Origin of the sequence: Pseudomonas sp. P7759, assembly GCF_013386445.1 — a bacterium.
Lineage (GTDB): Bacteria > Pseudomonadota > Gammaproteobacteria > Pseudomonadales > Pseudomonadaceae > Aquipseudomonas > Aquipseudomonas azotoformans_A.
Genome location: NZ_JACART010000015.1, coordinates 19,529 through 37,521 on the forward strand (window position 1 = coordinate 19,529; position 17,993 = coordinate 37,521).

The following is a 17,993-nucleotide window of genomic DNA, read 5'->3' on the forward strand; positions in this document are numbered from 1 at the left end:
CAGAGGCCAACATGTACATCTATCGATTGGTCCTGCTGTTGGTCGTCGGGATCTACCTGTTCTCCCCCGCCATCATGGATTGGTGGATCGACGCCACGGGCGCCTGGTATCGCCCTTATCTGCTGTGGTTGATCCTGATCGTCGTGACTTTCATCCTGCAGAGCCAAAAAGATGCCGATGAGCTTTAGCCTCACCCAGATGCTGCTGATCAGCGCCGCCTACCTGGCCGCGTTGTTCGGGGTGGCCTGGATCAGTGAGCGCGGAATGATTCCGCGGGCGATCATTCGCCATCCGTTAACCTACACCTTGTCCCTCGGTGTGTACGCCAGTGCCTGGGCGTTCTATGGCACCGTGGGCCTGGCCTATCAGTACGGTTATGGCTTTCTGTCCAGCTACCTCGGGGTGTCCGGCGCGTTTCTGTTGGCGCCGGTGCTGCTGTACCCGATTCTGAAGATCACCCGTACCTACCAATTGTCTTCCCTGGCCGACCTGTTTGCCTTCCGCTTTCGCAGCACCTGGGCGGGCGCGCTGACCACCGTTTTCATGCTGATCGGCGTGCTGCCATTGCTGGCCCTGCAAATCCAGGCGGTGGCCGACTCCATCAGCATCCTGACCCGCGAGCCGGTGCAACATCGCGTAGCGCTGGCCTTCTGTGCGCTGATCACCCTGTTCACGATTTTCTTCGGTTCGCGCCATATCGCCACCCGCGAAAAACATGAAGGCCTGGTATTTGCGATTGCCTTCGAGTCGGTGATCAAGCTGATCGCCATCGGCGGCGTCGGCCTCTATGCGCTCTACGGCGTGTTCGATGGCCCACAGCAGCTTGAGCTTTGGTTGCTGCAAAACCAGACCGCCCTCGCCGCCCTGCACACGCCTTTGCAGGAAGGCCCATGGCGCACGCTGCTGCTGGTGTTCTTCGCCTCGGCCATCGTGATGCCGCACATGTACCACATGACATTCACCGAGAACCTCAACCCGCGCTCGCTGGTCAGCGCCAGCTGGGGCTTGCCGTTGTTCCTGCTGCTGATGAGCCTGGCGGTGCCGCTGATCTTGTGGGCCGGCCTGAAACTGGGGGCCACCACCAACCCTGAATACTTCACCCTCGGCATCGGCATTGCCGCCAACAGCCCAGCCTTGGCGCTGCTGGCTTATGTGGGTGGATTGTCAGCGGCGAGCGGGCTGATCATCGTCACGACCCTGGCACTGTCCGGCATGGCGCTCAACCACTTGGTATTGCCGCTGTACCAGCCTCCGGCTGAAGGCAATATCTACCGTTGGCTGAAATGGACACGCCGCGCGCTGATCGTCGCGATCATCATGGCCGGCTACGGGTTCTATCTGTTGCTGGGCGCCGGGCAGGACCTGGCCAACCTGGGCATTGTCGCGTTTGTGGCCACCTTGCAGTTCCTCCCAGGCGTACTGTCGGTACTGTACTGGCCGACCGCCAATCGCCGGGGCTTCATCGCCGGTTTGCTGGCCGGGATCCTGGTGTGGGTCGTGACCATGCTGCTGCCGCTGGTCGGCAATCTGCAGGGCTTCTACATCCCGTTGTTGAACATGATCTACGTGCTCGATGACACCAGTTGGCACATGGCCGCGATTGCCTCCCTGGCCGCCAACGTCCTGATGTTCACCCTGATCTCGTTGTTCACCAACGCCAGCCCGGAAGAAACCAGCGCCGCCGAAGCGTGCGCGGTGGATAACGTGCGTCGCCCACAGCGCCGCGAATTGCACGCGGCCTCGCCCCAGGAGTTCGCCACGCAACTGGCCAAGCCACTGGGTGCCAAGGCGGCGCAAAAAGAGGTCGAACAGGCGCTGCGCGATCTCTATCTGCCGTTCGATGAGCGGCGCCCCTACGCGTTGCGCCGTCTGCGTGATCGCATCGAAGCCAACCTGTCCGGGCTGATGGGACCGAGCGTGTCCCAGGACATGGTGGAAACCTTCCTGCCCTACAAGGCCGGCGGCGAAAACTACGTCACCGAAGACATCCATTTCATCGAGAGCCGGCTGGAGGATTACCACTCACGCCTCACCGGCCTCGCCGCCGAACTCGACGCCCTGCGCCGCTACCACCGCCAGACCCTGCAGGAGCTGCCGATGGGCGTGTGTTCCCTGGCCAAGGATCAAGAGATCCTGATGTGGAACAAGGCCATGGAAGAACTCACCGGCATCGCCGCACAGCGCGTGGTCGGTTCACGCCTGAACACGCTTGGCGATCCCTGGAAAGAATTGTTGCAAGGCTTTATCAACCTGCCCGACGAGCACTTGCACAAACAGCACCTGGCGCTCGACGGCCAGACCCGTTGGCTCAACCTGCACAAAGCCGCCATCGACGAGCCCCTGGCACCCGGTAACAGCGGCCTGGTGTTGCTGGTGGAAGACCTGACCGAAACCCAGATGCTCGAAGACAAGCTGGTGCACTCCGAGCGTCTGGCCAGCATCGGCCGGCTGGCGGCGGGCGTGGCCCATGAAATTGGCAATCCGATCACCGGTATCGCCTGCCTGGCGCAGAACCTGCGCGAAGAACGCGAAGAAGACGGCGAAATCACCGAAATCAGCGGGCAGATTCTCGAACAGACCAAGCGCGTCTCACGCATCGTGCAGTCGCTGATGAGCTTCGCCCATGCCGGCGCCCATCAGAATCAGGACGAAGCGGTGTGCCTGGCCGAAGTGGCGCAGGATGCCATTGGGCTCTTGGCCTTGAACCGGCGCAATTTCGAAGTACAGTTCTTCAATTTATGCGATCCCGACCACTGGGTGGATGGCGACTCACAACGCCTGGCCCAAGTGCTGATCAACCTGCTGTCCAACGCCCGTGACGCCACTCCGGCCGGCGGTGCGGTACGCGTCAAGACCGAGGCTTTCGAACATACGGTCGATCTGATCGTCGAAGATGAAGGTAGCGGTATTCCACAGAACATCATGGACCGATTGTTCGAACCCTTCTTCACCACCAAGGACCCTGGTGAAGGTACCGGTCTGGGCCTTGCACTGGTCTATTCCATCGTTGAAGAGCATTATGGACAAATCACCATCGACAGCCCGGCTGACACCGAAAGCCAACGCGGCACCCGTATTCGGGTGACCTTGCCGCGTCATGTCGAAGCGACGTCCGCTGTGAACTGAGACCGTCGAGAGAATTGAATCAATGCCGCACATTTTGATCGTCGAAGACGAAACCATTATCCGCTCTGCCTTGCGTCGCCTGCTTGAACGTAATCAGTACCAGGTCAGCGAAGCCGGCTCGGTGCAGGAAGCCCAGGAGCGTTTCAGCATTCCCACGTTCGACCTGATTGTCAGTGACCTGCGCCTGCCTGGCGCGCCTGGCACCGAGTTGATCAAGCTTGGCCAGGGCACCCCGGTGCTGATCATGACCAGCTACGCCAGCCTGCGTTCGGCGGTCGACTCCATGAAGATGGGCGCGGTGGACTACATCGCCAAGCCTTTCGACCATGACGAGATGCTTCAGGCCGTGGCCCGCATCCTGCGTGACCGCCAGTCGGCCAGCAGTGCTCCCGCCGAACAACGGCCAGCCGGCAAAGCTGCCGACAAACCGGGCGTGGACAACAGCAACGGCGAGATCGGCATCATCGGCTCATGCCCACCGATGCAGGACCTCTACAGCAAGATCCGCAAAGTAGCGCCGACTGACTCCAATGTCTTGATCCAGGGCGAGTCCGGCACCGGTAAAGAACTGGTGGCCCGTGCCCTGCACAACCTGTCCAAGCGTGCCAAGGCGCCGATGATTTCGGTGAACTGCGCAGCGATCCCCGAATCGCTGATCGAGTCCGAACTGTTCGGCCACGAGAAAGGCGCATTCACCGGCGCCAGCGCCGGTCGTGCGGGCTTGGTCGAAGCGGCGGACGGCGGCACGTTGTTCCTTGATGAAATCGGTGAGCTGCCGCTGGAAGCCCAAGCGCGGCTGTTGCGTGTGCTACAGGAAGGCGAAATTCGCCGCGTAGGCTCGGTGCAGTCGCAAAAGGTCGATGTGCGCCTGATCGCGGCCACTCACCGCGACCTCAAGAGCCTGGCCAAGATCGGCCAGTTCCGTGAAGACTTGTATTACCGCCTGCACGTGATCGCCCTCAAGCTGCCGGCCCTGCGTGAGCGTGGCGCCGACGTCAACGAGATCGCCAACGCGTTTCTGCTGCGCCAGAGCGCGCGTATCAACCGTACCGACCTCAAGTTCGCGCCAGACGCCGAGCAAGCGATCCGGCATTACTCGTGGCCGGGTAACGTGCGGGAGCTGGAGAATGCGGTGGAGCGTGCGGTGATCCTGTCGGAGAGTCCGGAGATTTCCGCCGAACTACTGGGCATCGATATCGAACTGAGCGACTTGGACGACGACGATTTCATCGGTCTGGCCCCACAGCAGGGCGGTAGCAATACCAGCCATGAGCCGACGGAAGATTTGTCACTGGAAGATTATTTCCAGCATTTCGTCCTTGAGCACCAGGACCACATGACCGAGACCGAACTGGCGCGCAAACTGGGCGTGAGCCGTAAATGCCTGTGGGAACGCCGCCAGCGCCTGGGCATTCCACGGCGCAAGACCGGTGTGGCCAGCGAAAGCTGAGGGCGCGCCGCTACAGGTAACACCCACCGATGTGAAAAAACTGTTACCGCGGATATTTCGCGTAACAAAAGCCGGGGCTTACGGTAACGAAGCCCCGGCTTTTTTTGGCCCGTCAAAAACCAAAAACCACCTCAACCCCCCGTTTTTGCTGGGCGGCGCAAAAGTTGGCACGCACCCTGCTATATGCTTAGTACAAAAACAATAACAAGCTTTGTACAAGACAATAAAAATAAGACGAATCGACTCACGCATAACAAAAACAACACGGCGGAGGCGCAGCTAACTGATTCTTTTGGAGAGGCGTTGCATTTGGGGCTTGCCCCGCAACCAGGCCGAGAACAACAAAAACTGCCCTAAGGCAGAGCCTGAACTGGTTGGATCGTAGATCAGCAACACAGCGACCAAAGCAATCCGTTTGCTCTTGACTCCCGATTGGGAGTGTCATGAAGGTGAAGCTTCATGGCGAGGGCGATCAACAAAAACAAGAAGCCCGAAATCAATAATAAAAATAGAGCACGCAACTACTTCTGGGGGAGCTTCGGCTCCCCTTGTAGTTTCCGGGATTTGACCTTTCAAGGCTTATGGCGCAATGCCTGTAGCTTGTTCCTACACCATCCCCTGACTAAATGCTAGAATCCCCGCCCATCATGCGGTCATTCTTCGTTATGGCCGAACATTCCTTCAAACAGTGCATCCCATGCTGAAGAAGTTGTTCCAGTCATTCCGTTCTCCCTTGCGTCGTACGCAACACAAACGCAGCACGCCTGAAGTGCTCAACAGCAGCCAGCATTCGCTGCAGCGCGCTCAATTCAGCCGTTATGCCGTGAATATCGTCGAACGCCTGCAGAACGCTGGCTACCAGGCTTACCTGGTCGGTGGCTGTGTGCGCGACATGCTGCTCAATATCACGCCCAAGGACTTCGACGTCGCCACCAGCGCCACGCCTGAGCAAGTGCGTGCCGAATTCCGTAATGCGCGGATCATCGGCCGACGCTTCAAGCTGGTGCATATCCACTTCGGTCGCGAAATCATCGAAGTCGCGACGTTCCGTGCTGGCCACCCGCAAAACGATGAAGAGGAAGACACCAATCAGTCCTCCCGCAACGAGAGCGGGCGCATCCTGCGCGACAACGTCTACGGCACCCTGGAAGAAGACGCGCAACGCCGCGACTTCACCATCAACGCCCTGTATTACGACCCGGTCAGCGAGCGCATCCTCGATTACGCCAATGGCGTACACGATATTCGTAACAACCTGATTCGCCTGATCGGCGACCCGGTCCAGCGTTACCAGGAAGACCCGGTACGCATGCTGCGGGCCGTGCGGTTTGCCGCCAAGCTGAACTTCGGCATTGAGCGTCATACCGCCGCGCCGATTCGCGAACTGGCACCGATGCTGCGGGAGATCCCGTCGGCACGCCTGTTCGAAGAAGTGCTCAAGCTGTTCCTCTCGGGTTATGCCGCCGACACCTTTGAAATGCTGGTGGACCTGCAGTTGTTCGACCCACTGTTCCCGGCCAGCGCGGAGGCTTTGGAATACAACCCGACGTACACCCACACCTTGATCAGCGAAGCGCTGATCAACACCGACCTGCGCATCAAGCAGAACAAGCCGGTCACCCCGGCGTTCCTGTTTGCCGCCTTGCTGTGGCCAGCGTTGCCCAAACGCGTACTGCGCTTGCAGGAGCGCGGCATGCCACCGATCCCGGCTATGCAGGAAGCTGCGCATGAGCTGATCGCCGAACAGTGCCAGCGCATCGCCATTCCGAAACGTTTCACCATGCCGATCCGCGAGATCTGGGACATGCAGGAGCGCCTGCCACGCCGCAGCGGCAAACGCGCCGACCTGTTGCTGGACAACCCGCGCTTCCGCGCCGGCTACGACTTCCTGCTGCTGCGTGAAAGCGCTGGCGAGCAGACCGATGGCCTGGGCGAATGGTGGACCGATTACCAGGACGCCAATGACAGCGAGCGCCGCGACATGATTCGTGACCTGGGCAGCAAAGGCGACGGCGAGGGGCCGAAGAAGCGTCGTCGCAGCGGCACCAAGCGCAAGCGCAGCGCGGCCGACACCTCGGGCGAATAAACGTGGAACGCATCTACATCGGCATGGGCAGCAACCTGGCGGCCCCGGACCAACAATTGCGCAGCGCTATCGAAGCACTGGCGCAATTGCCGGGCACCACCGTCGCCGGTGTGTCCGCGTTTTATCAGAGTGATTCCCTGCTTCCAGGCCAGCCGCGCTACACCAATGCCGTTGCCGCCCTGGACAGCGATCTGGCGCCCCTTGAGTTGCTGGATGCACTGCAAGCCATCGAGAACGATCAAGGTCGCGAACGTCTTGAGCGCTGGGGCCCGCGCACACTCGACCTGGACATCTTGCTGTTTGGCGATCGCCTGATCGATGAACCGCGCCTCAAGGTCCCGCACTATCAGATGCACCTGCGTGCTTTTGTGCTGTATCCGTTGGCCGAACTGGCGCCCGCCCGCCTGGCGTTACCCGACGGCCAAACCCTCGATGATTTGTTGGCAGCCTGCCCGTTTGTCGGTCTGGAACGCCTCACAGTTGCTGAATCGCGTCAGTAACAGCGGTAACACCGTCATCGTAACAATGCGGTAACACATCCAATTGACTTCCCGTGTCCTCCTCACGACTATAGGCGTCCCGCTGCCGCCAACCCGGCGCTAAAGGGCGCAATCCAGGCCATATAAGCACTGCTCTCAAGACCGTGCGCCTGTATAAACGAAGACTCACGCGCGTTACTCGCTGTTTCCAAGCGCCTGAATGAGGACCCCTTTCATGCCAGACATTACCCTGACCACCTTGCAGAGCCTCAAGCTCAAAGGTGAAAAAATCGCCATGCTGACCTGCTATGACGCCACCTTCGCCCACGCCAGTTGCCAGGCCGGGGTTGAAGTGTTGCTGGTGGGCGACTCCCTGGGCATGGTTCTTCAAGGGAATGACAGCACCCTGCCCGTCACCACCGATGAACTTGCGTACCACACCGCCAGCGTCAAACGCGGTAACGACGGTGCGTTCATCATCGCCGACCTGCCGTTCATGGGTTACGCGACACTCGAACAGACCTTCCAGAATGCCGGCAAGCTGATGCAAGCCGGTGCGCACATGATCAAAGTCGAAGGCGCAGTGTGGCTGGCCGAGTCGATCCGCCTGCTGGCGGAACGCGGCGTGCCGGTGTGTGCACACATGGGCCTGACGCCACAGTCGGTGAACATCCTCGGCGGCTACAAGGTACAAGGCCGCAATGAGGCCCAGGCGCGACAGATGCGCGCCGATGCCATCGCCCTGGAACAGGCGGGCGCGGCAATGATCCTGCTCGAATGCGTGCCGAGCGAACTGGCGGCAGAAATCACCCAGGCCGTGAAAGTGCCGGTGATCGGGATTGGCGCAGGCTCGGCCACCGATGGCCAGGTGCTGGTGCTGCACGACATGCTCGGCCTGTCGATCAGCGGCCGTGTGCCGAAGTTCGTGAAGAACTTCATGGCCGGCCAGGACAGCATTCACGCTGCATTGAGCGCCTACGTCGCCGAAGTCAAAGGCGTGACCTTCCCTGGCGCTGAACACGGATTCTCTGCATGAACACCGTAAGAACCGTACGTGAACTGCGGGCCGCCGTGACCCACGCCCGCAATGCCAGCAAGCGTATTGGCTTTGTGCCGACCATGGGCAACCTGCACACAGGCCATGCCACATTGGTGACCAAGGCCGCCCAGCAGGCGGATTTCGTGGTGGCCAGCATCTTCGTCAACCCGCTGCAATTTGGTGCTGGCGAAGACTTGGACAAGTATCCGCGCACACTCGCCGCCGACCAGGAAAAGCTGCTGCAAGCGGGCTGCAACCTGCTGTTCGCGCCCACTGTCGAGGAAATGTACCCCGGCGGCATGACCGGCCAAACCCGCGTCAGCGTGCCGCAATTGTCTGAAGGCCTGTGCGGCGCCAGCCGTCCGGGGCATTTTGAAGGCGTGGCGACGGTGGTCAGCAAGCTGTTCAACATGGTCCAGCCGGACATGGCGGTGTTTGGCCAGAAGGATTACCAGCAACTGGCCGTGATCCGCGCCATGGTCCACGACCTGAACATGCCGATCCAGATCATCGGCGAGCCCACCGTGCGCGCCGACGACGGCCTCGCGCTGTCGTCGCGTAACGGTTACCTCACCGACGAGCAACGGGCCATTGCGCCGGTGCTGTACCGCAGCCTCAGCCAGATTGGCGCCGCGATCCAAGCCGGTGACCACGACTTTGCCAGGCTGCGTGCCGAACAGGTCCAGCAAATCGAAGCCGCCGGATTGCGCCTCGACTACCTCGAAGTGCGTCAGGGTGTGCATCTGCGTCCGGCCACGGCCGAGGATCGGGATATCGTGATCCTCGTAGCCGCCTATCTCGGCGCTACCCGACTCATCGACAACCTGCACCTGACCCTCGACTGACCCCTTTCAGTCACCCTCCTCGCTGCGTCAATAAAAAGGGCCGGTATAAAAAAGTACCGGCCTTAGCGCAGACAAAGCCAAGACATATCGACACGCTAGGTTTAATGTAATCGCCCTGCGCTATGGTTAGCGCTGTCCGGAACCCAATGCTTGATCAAAGACTGGACGTTCCGGGCTTAGAAGTGTCCTAAAGGCAGTCCCCGTAATAAAAGGAAACCCGCAGCGATGGCGTACTACCGCACTCCTCATGACGTTACCGCTCTGCCCGCCTGGCAAGCGCTCAATCAACATCGCCAAGCCATGCAGGATTTCAGCATGCGCGAAGCGTTCAATGCCGATCCTCAGCGTTTTTCCCAGTTCACCCTGAGCAGCTGCGGACTTTTCCTCGATTACTCGAAAAACCTGATCACCAGCGAAACCCGCGACCTGCTCGTGGGCCTCGCCAAAGAAGTCGGCCTGAAAGACGCGATCAACTCGCTGTATGCCGGCGAGCCGGTCAACTCCTCCGAAGGCCGCCCGGCCCTGCACACCGCCTTGCGCCGCCCGGTAGGCGACAAGTTGTCGGTGAACGGCGTGAACATCATGCCGGACGTGCACAAGGTACTGAACCAGATCACCGACCTGGTCGGCCGCATTCATGATGGCCTGTGGCGCGGCTACACCGAGAAGCCGATCACCGACGTGGTGAACATCGGTATCGGTGGCTCGTTCCTCGGCCCGGAGCTGGTCTCCGAAGCGCTGTTGTCCTACGCCCACAAAGGCGTGCGCTGCCACTACCTGGCGAACATCGACGGCAGCGAGTTCCACGAACTGACCATGAAGCTGCGCGCCGAGACCACGCTGTTCATCGTCTCGTCGAAATCCTTCAACACCCTGGAAACCCTGAAAAACGCCCAGGCCGCCCGCGCCTGGTACCTGGCCCAAGGTGGCTCGGAAGCCGAGCTGTACCGCCACTTCATCGCCGTATCGAGCAACAACGCGGCGGCGGTGGCCTTTGGTATCCGTGAAGAAAACATCTTCCCGATGTGGGACTGGGTCGGCGGTCGTTACTCGCTGTGGTCGGCCATCGGCTTGCCGATCGCCCTGGCTATCGGCATGTCCAATTTCAAGGAGCTGCTGTCCGGTGCCTACACCATGGACCAGCATTTCCAGAACGCACCGTTCGAACAGAACATGCCGGTGCTGCTGGGCTTGCTGGGCGTGTGGTACGGCAACTTCTGGGGCGCGCAGAGCCATGCGATCCTGCCGTACGACCACTACCTGCGTAACATCACCAAACATTTGCAACAGCTGGACATGGAATCCAACGGCAAGAGCGTGCGCCAGGACGGCACCCCCGTCGCCACCGATACCGGCCCAGTGATCTGGGGTGGCGTAGGTTGCAACGGCCAGCACGCTTACCACCAGTTGCTGCACCAGGGGACCCAACTGATCCCGGCCGACTTTATCGTGCCGATCGTCAGCTTCAACCCGGTGTCCGACCACCATCAGTGGCTGTACGCCAACTGCCTTTCCCAGAGCCAAGCGCTGATGCTCGGCAAGACCCGCGCCGAAGCCGAAACCGAGCTGCGCGACAAGGGCATCCCGGAAGACGAAGTGCAAAAACTTGCACCGCACAAGGTGATCCCGGGCAATCGTCCGAGCAACACCCTTGTGGTCGAGCGCATCAGCCCGCGTCGCTTGGGCGCTCTGGTTGCCATGTATGAGCACAAAGTGTTCGTGCAGAGCGTGATCTGGGGTATCAACGCCTTCGACCAATGGGGTGTGGAGCTGGGTAAAGAGCTGGGCAAAGGCGTCTACAACCGCCTGACCGGCGCTGAGGAAACCCTGGCCGACGATGCGTCGACCCAGGGCCTGATCAACTACTTCCGCGGTCGTCACCGCGGCTGATCCAGGTATGGCAGGGCCAACGTCCGTTTGGACGTTGGCCTTGAACCCTCCCCTTGCAGGGTGCATCTTTATCACTTGTGGCTAAAACAAGAATAAGGATCGCTCATGTTCGATATCAGCACGTTCCCCACCGCCGATGCCGTCCGCCGGGCTGCGCAACTCAGTCAAGAGGACTATCAGCGCCTCTACCGCCAATCCATCGAACAACCGGACACCTTCTGGGCTGAACAGGCCAAAGGCTTTCTCGACTGGATCACCCCGTGGCACACCGTTCACCGCTCCGACATCATTACTGGCGCCGCCCAGTGGTTTGCCGGCGGCCAACTGAATGTCAGCTACAACTGCATCGACCGTCACCTGGCGCAACGCGCCGATCAGCCGGCCTTCATTTGGGAGGGCGATGATCCTGCCAAATCTTCCAACATCACCTACCGCCAACTGCACCAGAACGTCAGTCGCCTGGCCAATGTGCTGAAAAGCCGTGGCGTGAAGAAAGGCGACCGGGTGTGCATCTACATGCCGATGATCCCGGAAGCGGCCTACGCCATGCTCGCGTGTACGCGGATTGGCGCAGTGCATTCCGTGGTGTTTGGCGGCTTTTCGCCGGATGCCTTGCGTGACCGTATTCTCGACGCCGACTGCCGCACGGTGATCACCGCCGACGAAGGCGTGCGCGGTGGCAAGCCGGTGGCGCTGAAGCAGAATGTCGACAAAGCCCTGGCCAGTTGCCCGAATGTGAGCACAGTACTGGTGGTGGAACGCACCGCAGCGACCGTCAACTGGAGCGAAGGCCGCGACCTTAAGTATCAACCGGCCCTGGATGCGGCCAGCGACGACTGCCCGCCTGAGCCGATGGACGCCGAGGACCCGCTGTTCATCCTCTACACCTCCGGCAGCACCGGCAAACCCAAAGGCGTGCTGCACACCACCGGCGGCTACCTGCTGCAAGCCGCGATGACCTTCAAATACGTGCTCGACTACCGCGACGGCGAGGTGTTCTGGTGCACCGCCGATGTGGGCTGGGTCACCGGCCACAGTTACATCGTGTACGGCCCGCTGGCCAACGGTGCCACTTCGCTGATGTTCGAAGGCGTGCCGAGCTACCCGGACAGCTCGCGCTTCTGGCAAGTGATCGACAAGCATAAGGTCAACATCTTCTACACCGCGCCCACCGCCTTGCGTGCTCTGATGCGTGAGGGGCATGGCCCGCTGGAGAACACCTCTCGCGCCAGCCTGCGCCTGCTGGGCAGTGTCGGCGAACCAATCAACCCGGAAGCCTGGGACTGGTACTTCAATGCCGTCGGCGAGCAGCGCTGCCCGATCGTGGACACCTGGTGGCAGACAGAAACCGGCGGCATCATGCTCAGCCCCTTGGTCAGCACGCAGCGCATCAAGCCCGGCTGCGCGACCCAGCCGATGTTTGGCGTACAGCCCGTGCTGCTCGACGAACAGGGTAAGGAATTCAGCGGGGCCGGCAGCGGCGTGCTGGCGATCAAAGCGAGCTGGCCCGGACAGATCCGCAGCGTGTACGGCGATCCGCAGCGCATGATCGACACCTATTTCAAACCCTACCCCGGCTACTACTTCACCGGCGACGGCGCACGCCGTGACGACGACGGCGACTACTGGATCACCGGGCGCATCGACGATGTGATCAACGTGTCCGGCCATCGCATCGGCACCGCCGAGGTGGAAAGCGCGCTGGTGCTGCATGACCTGGTGGCCGAGGCCGCCGTGGTGGGCTACCCCCATGACGTCAAAGGCCAGGGCATCTATGCGTTTGTCACGCCCATGAATGGGGTGGAACCCGACGATGCGTTGAAAAAACACCTGCTGGAGCTGGTCAGCAAGGAAATCGGCAGCTTTGCCAAGCCGGAACTGATCCAATGGGCGCCGGCCTTGCCGAAAACCCGCTCCGGCAAGATCATGCGCAGGATTTTGCGCAAGATCGCCTGCAACGAACTCGACAGCCTCGGTGATACCTCGACCCTGGCCGACCCGAGTGTCGTAGAGGGCTTGATCGACAAACGCCTGAACCGATAGGAACCCCTGAGTCGCCATGGAATTTATCCGCAGCCGTATCGAAAACCAGTTGATGAGCCTGACTGGCCTGTCGCTGGGCCAACTGGACCTGGAAAACCCCAAGGGCGACCCCGGCTTGTTCGGGCCCGACTCGGTGAGCTGGCAAGTCCATGGCGACTTCAGCAGCATGCTCATCGGCGGCATCAGCGCCTTGATGCTGCAAGCCTTGCACCCATTGGCCCTGGCGGGCGTGTGGGACCATTCCAACTTTCGTCAGGACATGCTCGGGCGCTTGCGGCGCACCTCGCAGTTCATCTCGGGCACGACATTTGGTTCGCGCAAAGACGCCGAATGGCTGATCGAAAAAGTCCGCACCATTCACCTGCAGGTGGTCGGCCATGCCCCGAACGGGCGACCTTACGCGGCCAGCGACCCGGAGTTGCTGACCTGGGTGCATGTGGCGGAGGTCAGTAACTTTCTCGCCGCCCACTTGCGCTATCGCAACCCGAATCTATCCGGTCGAGACCAGGACCGTTACTACAGCGAAATTGCCTTGGTCGCCGATCAGCTGGGCGCGCGGCATGTTCCGCGTTCTCGGCAGGAAATTTCGGATTATCTGGCCCGCATCCGCCCGCAATTACTGTGCGACGATCGCAGCCGCGAAGTACTGCGCTTGCTCTTGAATGCGCCCTCCCCGAGCCTGCTGGCCAAGCCCTTTGGCAGCCTGATGATGCAGGCCGGGATCGACCTGCTGCCGGATTGGGCCAGCGCCATGCTCGACCAGCACCAAAGCCCGCTGCAACGCCAGATGATCCGTGCCGGGGTCAAGCGCAGTGCGCCGATGCTACGGTGGGCGATGCGCAACGGTTCGGTGCAACGCGCCCATCGGCGGATGGGGTTGATGTAGGCGACGGCGCATAGCTGTTAAACTTCGCGCCCTCATTTCCCCAGCAAGGCGCGCTCCATGTCTCCTCTGAATCAGGCGCTGCGCGCCGCCCTCAATCATCGCCAAGACCTGATCCATGAGCTGCACGCCCAAGGCACCGACTGCTACCGCCTGTTCCATGGCAGCCAGGAAGGCGCCGGCGGCCTGACCATCGACCGCTACGGCCCGCAATTGCTGGTGCAGAGTTTTCACCAATCCCTGGAAACCGCAGAACTGCTGGACCTGCATCAACAGGTCAACCAGTACGTGGGCTTGGAACTGTTGCTGGTGTACAACGACCGTTCCCGTGGCAATTCACGCATCGACCGCGAAGACACGGTTTATCGTGCCGAGCCCGCTGCGTTGGAGGACAAGGTGGGACATGAGTGGGGCCTCAATTACCGCGTGCGCGGCCGCCATGCCGGGCAGGATCCGCTGTTGTTCCTGGATTTGCGTAACACCCGCGGCTGGGTCAAGGCCCACAGCGCCGGCAAAAGCGTGCTGAACCTGTTCGCCTACACCTGCGGCGTCGGCCTGAGCGCGGCGGCCGGTGGGGCGCGTGAGGTGTGCAATCTGGACTTCGCCGAGGGCAACCTGGCGGTCGGGCGCGAAAATGGGCTGCTCAACCCGCAATTGCCGACTATGGAATTCGTGCAGTCGGATTACTTCCCGGCGATCCGCCAATTGGCCGGCCTGCCGATCACCCAGCGCCGCGGGCAGAAGCTGCCGAGTTATCCGCGCCTGGAACAGCGTCAATACGATCTGGTACTGCTCGACCCGCCGGCGTGGGCAAAGAGCGCTTTCGGCACCGTCGATTTGCTACGCGATTACCAGAGCCTGCTCAAACCCGCACTGCTGGCCACCGCCGACAATGGCGTGCTGATCTGCTGCAACAACCTGGCGAAAGTCAGCATGGAGGACTGGCGCGAACAGGTGCTACGTTGCGCAGAGAAGGCCGGGCGCCCCGTGCGAGACTGGAAAATCATGACCCCTGGCGCGGACTTTCCCTCGCAGGACCAACAACCCCCGCTGAAAACCCTGATACTGCAGCTGTAAGACGTTTCCCAAAGGACCCGTTCTTCGGAACCGAAAACCCGTGCCATACTCCAAGGCACTCCTGTTTGACATAGATGGCGCCGCCCCATGCCCAAAGGATTGATTCGCGCCGCTGGCGCCTTGTTGACCGCCCTTGCCCTGTACAGCTTGCTGGGCTTTTTGATTCTCCCTGGCGTTGCCCTTCGCATTGCCAACCAGCAACTGGCCAATTACGCCACGGTGCCGGCGCGGATCGAGCGGATCGAGCTCAACCCGTTCAGCCTGGAGGTGACGGCATGGGGGTTGAAAATCGGTGAGCCGGGCAAGGAACAGGTGGGTTTCGAGCGTCTCTACGCCAACCTGCAGATCGACAGCCTCTGGACTCGCGCCCTGCACCTGGCCGATGTGCAACTGGACAAACCCAAGACCGAGTTGTTGTTCGACAAGTCCGGCCAGTTGAACCTCGCGCAGTTGTTCAAGCTGCCGCCCAGCGAGCCCACCCCGACCGATCCGAATGCCAAACCGTTTCCGCTGCGCATCGACAGCATCAAGCTGGCGGGCGGCTATGTGCATTTCGAAGATTTGCGTCCCAGCGAACCCATCGAATTCCTCTACGACAAGCTCGACTTCGAGCTGAAAAACCTCAGTACCCTGCCTGAAGACAATGCCGACATGACGTTGGTAGCGGCCGGACCTGCAGGCGGACAGATCGACTGGAAAGGTAATTTCAGCCTGGTGCCGATCACCTCCGAAGGCACGTTGAAAGTCACCGATGGCAAGATGAAAGCCTGGTGGCCGTATGTACGTGACGCGCTGCCATTGGTGCTGGAAGACGGTGTGCTCAACTTCAGCACCGAGTACAAGTTCAGCCTGGCCAAAGAGACAGAACTGAACCTGACCAACACCTCCGCCAGCATCGCGCCATTTGCCATCAAGGCACCGGATGGCCGCCCACTGGTGCGCCTGGAACGCCTGGACGTCAGCGAAACCACGGTGGACCTGGCCAAACAACAGGTCGTCGTCGGCAAGATCCGCAGTAACAAGCTGGAAACCTGGGCGGCGCTGGAAGCGGACGGGCAACTGGACTGGCAGAAACTGTTCGCCAGCCAACCGAGCAAACCGGCCAAGGCTCCGGAGCCGGCCACCGCACCGGCCACTGCCGATTCGCCAAAGGCTGAACCTGTTGCGCCAAGCAAACCCTGGCAAGTACTGCTCAAGGACGTGCAACTGCGTAACTATCAGGTGCATTTGGCTGACCGCCAGGCCAAGCCGGCGGTCGCGCTGGAAGTGGGCCCGCTGAACGTCGATGTGCAGAATTTCGACAGCCTCAACCAGAGCCCCTTCACGTTGAAAGTCGACACGGGCGTGGGCAAGCAGGGCAAGGTTCAGGCGACCGGCGAGGTTAACCTCAACCCGGTCAGCGCCAAGCTGAAAGTGAATACCCAGGACATTGACCTGCGGGTCGCCCAGTCCTATATCAGCCCGTTCATCCGTCTGGAACTGCGCAGCGGCATGCTTGGCAGCAATCTCGATGTGAACCTGAAAAGCACTGATCCTTTGAAACTCCAGGTCACAGGCAGAGCGCAGGTCGACCAGTTGCACACCCTGGACACCCTCAAGACCCGCGACTTCCTCAAATGGCAGCGCTTGGTGCTCGAAGGCGTGAACTATCAGCACGGCGACAGTCTGTCGATCGACAAGGTCAACCTGCTGCAGCCGTATGCACGTTTCATGATCAACGATGACCGCACCACCAACGTGGATGACCTGTTGATCCCGCAACCCGCCGACAAGACACCCAAGCCTGCCAGCAAGGAAAAGCCGTTGGGCATTCGTATCGGCCAGATTGCGATCAATGACGGTTCGGCCAACTTTGCCGACTTCAGCCTGACACCCAACTTCGCCACGGCGATTCAACAACTCAACGGGCAGATCGGCACCATCGACAGCCGCCAGGCCAAACCGGCCAGCGTCGATATCAAGGGTAAGGTTGACCGTTATGCGCCGGTGACCATCAAGGGCAGCGTAAACCCATTCGACCCGATGGCGGCGCTGGATATCGCAACCAGCTTCAAACGCGTAGAGCTGACCACCCTGACGCCCTACTCCGGCAAGTTCGCCGGTTTCCGTATCCGCAAGGGTCGCCTGAACCTCGACCTGCACTATGTGATCACCAAGGGTCAGCTGAAGGCCGAGAACAAAGTGGTGGTCGAGCAACTGCAACTGGGAGAGAAAGTCGACAGCGCCGATGCCGTGGACTTGCCGATTCGCCTGGCAATCGCCTTGCTCAAGGATTCCGACGGCAAGATTTCCATCGAACTGCCGGTGACAGGCGACCTGAATAACCCGCAGTTCAGTGTGATGCCGATTGTCTGGCAGACCCTGCGTAACCTGGTGGTGCGTGCAGCGACGGCGCCCTTCAAGTTTATCGGCGGGTTGGTGACGGGCGGCGGCTCGGAAGACCTCGGCAATGTATCGTTCGCCGCTGGCTCAAGCGAATTGAACAAGGATGCCGAAGGCGCCCTGAACACCTTGGCTAAAGCACTGAAAGAGCGCCCTACCCTACGCCTGGAGATCGAAGGCACAGCGGCAGCCAGCAGCGATGGACCTTTCCTTGCCGCTCAGCGACTGGAACGTGAATACCAGTACAACTACTACAAGATTCTTCAACGTCGTGGCGACAAGGTTCCAGCCCAGGCGTCCCTGCTTGTCGTGCCCGAAAAGGAAAAAGCGCCGTTGCTTGAAGGCATCTACCGCACCCGCCTGAAACAGCAACCACCAGCCGAATGGAAAGACCTGAGCAGCGATGATCGTAGCGCCAAGCTTCGTGACGGCGTGATCAAGTTCTGGAGTGGCAGTGATGTGCTGCTGCGCCAACTGGGCCAGGACCGCGCCAGCACCATCAAGGACTACCTGGTGGACAAAGGCCAGCTGGAAGATGACCGGGTGTACTTCATTGATGCCAACTTGGGCCAGGCCGAGAAGGATGGCCGGGTCGTTACACCTATGCATCTGGACGCCGAATAACTCAAAGCAACACAACTCTAAATGTGGGAGCGGGCTTGCCCGCGAAGGGGCAGCGTCAGTTGACAGATT

The 17,993-nt window shown here is 60.6% G+C and carries 12 protein-coding genes; all 12 read left to right on the plus strand.

Features of this window, described 5'->3' with window-relative positions:
* Nucleotides 1-11: 11 nt before the first annotated feature.
* Nucleotides 12-188, plus strand: a complete 177-nt coding sequence (locus HX823_RS14235; RefSeq protein WP_003176118.1) for a hypothetical protein — start codon at nt 12-14, stop codon at nt 186-188.
* Nucleotides 172-3,126 carry a sensor histidine kinase gene (locus HX823_RS14240; RefSeq protein ID WP_161630232.1) on the plus strand — a complete coding sequence of 985 codons (2,955 nt, stop codon included), beginning with the start codon at nt 172-174 and terminating at the stop codon, nt 3,124-3,126. The genes HX823_RS14235 and HX823_RS14240 overlap by 17 nt, the downstream gene beginning before the upstream one ends.
* A gap of 22 nt (nt 3,127-3,148) precedes the next feature.
* The gene (locus HX823_RS14245) at nt 3,149-4,576 is read left to right on the plus strand and encodes a sigma-54 dependent transcriptional regulator (protein WP_177075242.1); all 1,428 of its coding nucleotides are present in this window, start codon (nt 3,149-3,151) and stop codon (nt 4,574-4,576) included.
* Nucleotides 4,577-5,273: 697 nt separating this feature from the next.
* Nucleotides 5,274-6,662 (plus strand): polynucleotide adenylyltransferase PcnB, encoded by a 1,389-nt coding sequence (locus HX823_RS14250; RefSeq protein WP_033898282.1) that lies wholly within the window; start codon nt 5,274-5,276, stop codon nt 6,660-6,662.
* Between the two features lie 2 nt (nt 6,663-6,664).
* On the plus strand, nt 6,665-7,162 hold the full coding sequence (gene folK / locus HX823_RS14255; RefSeq protein WP_177075243.1) for a 2-amino-4-hydroxy-6-hydroxymethyldihydropteridine diphosphokinase: 498 nt from the start codon (nt 6,665-6,667) through the stop codon (nt 7,160-7,162).
* Nucleotides 7,163-7,376: 214 nt separating this feature from the next.
* Entirely contained in the window at nt 7,377-8,177 is an 801-nt protein-coding gene (gene panB, locus HX823_RS14260; protein ID WP_016976834.1) for a 3-methyl-2-oxobutanoate hydroxymethyltransferase, read from the plus strand.
* On the plus strand, nt 8,174-9,025 hold the full coding sequence (panC, locus tag HX823_RS14265) for a pantoate--beta-alanine ligase (protein ID WP_177075244.1): 852 nt from the start codon (nt 8,174-8,176) through the stop codon (nt 9,023-9,025). Before panB ends, panC begins: the two co-directional genes overlap by 4 nt.
* Before the next feature lie 225 nt (nt 9,026-9,250).
* Nucleotides 9,251-10,915: a glucose-6-phosphate isomerase gene (gene pgi / locus HX823_RS14270; protein ID WP_038844171.1), complete on the plus strand. Its 1,665-nt coding sequence runs from the start codon at nt 9,251-9,253 to the stop codon at nt 10,913-10,915.
* Between the two features lie 105 nt (nt 10,916-11,020).
* Nucleotides 11,021-12,958, plus strand: coding sequence for an acetate--CoA ligase (gene acs, locus HX823_RS14275; protein ID WP_177075245.1), 1,938 nt, complete (start codon nt 11,021-11,023; stop codon nt 12,956-12,958).
* Nucleotides 12,959-12,974: 16 nt separating this feature from the next.
* Nucleotides 12,975-13,844 carry an oxygenase MpaB family protein gene (locus HX823_RS14280; protein ID WP_177075246.1) on the plus strand — a complete coding sequence of 290 codons (870 nt, stop codon included), beginning with the start codon at nt 12,975-12,977 and terminating at the stop codon, nt 13,842-13,844.
* Between the two features lie 57 nt (nt 13,845-13,901).
* Nucleotides 13,902-14,918, plus strand: a complete 1,017-nt coding sequence (locus tag HX823_RS14285) for a class I SAM-dependent rRNA methyltransferase (protein WP_177075247.1) — start codon at nt 13,902-13,904, stop codon at nt 14,916-14,918.
* A gap of 87 nt (nt 14,919-15,005) precedes the next feature.
* The gene (locus tag HX823_RS14290; RefSeq protein WP_177075248.1) at nt 15,006-17,924 is read left to right on the plus strand and encodes a DUF748 domain-containing protein; all 2,919 of its coding nucleotides are present in this window, start codon (nt 15,006-15,008) and stop codon (nt 17,922-17,924) included.
* Nucleotides 17,925-17,993: the final 69 nt, after the last annotated feature.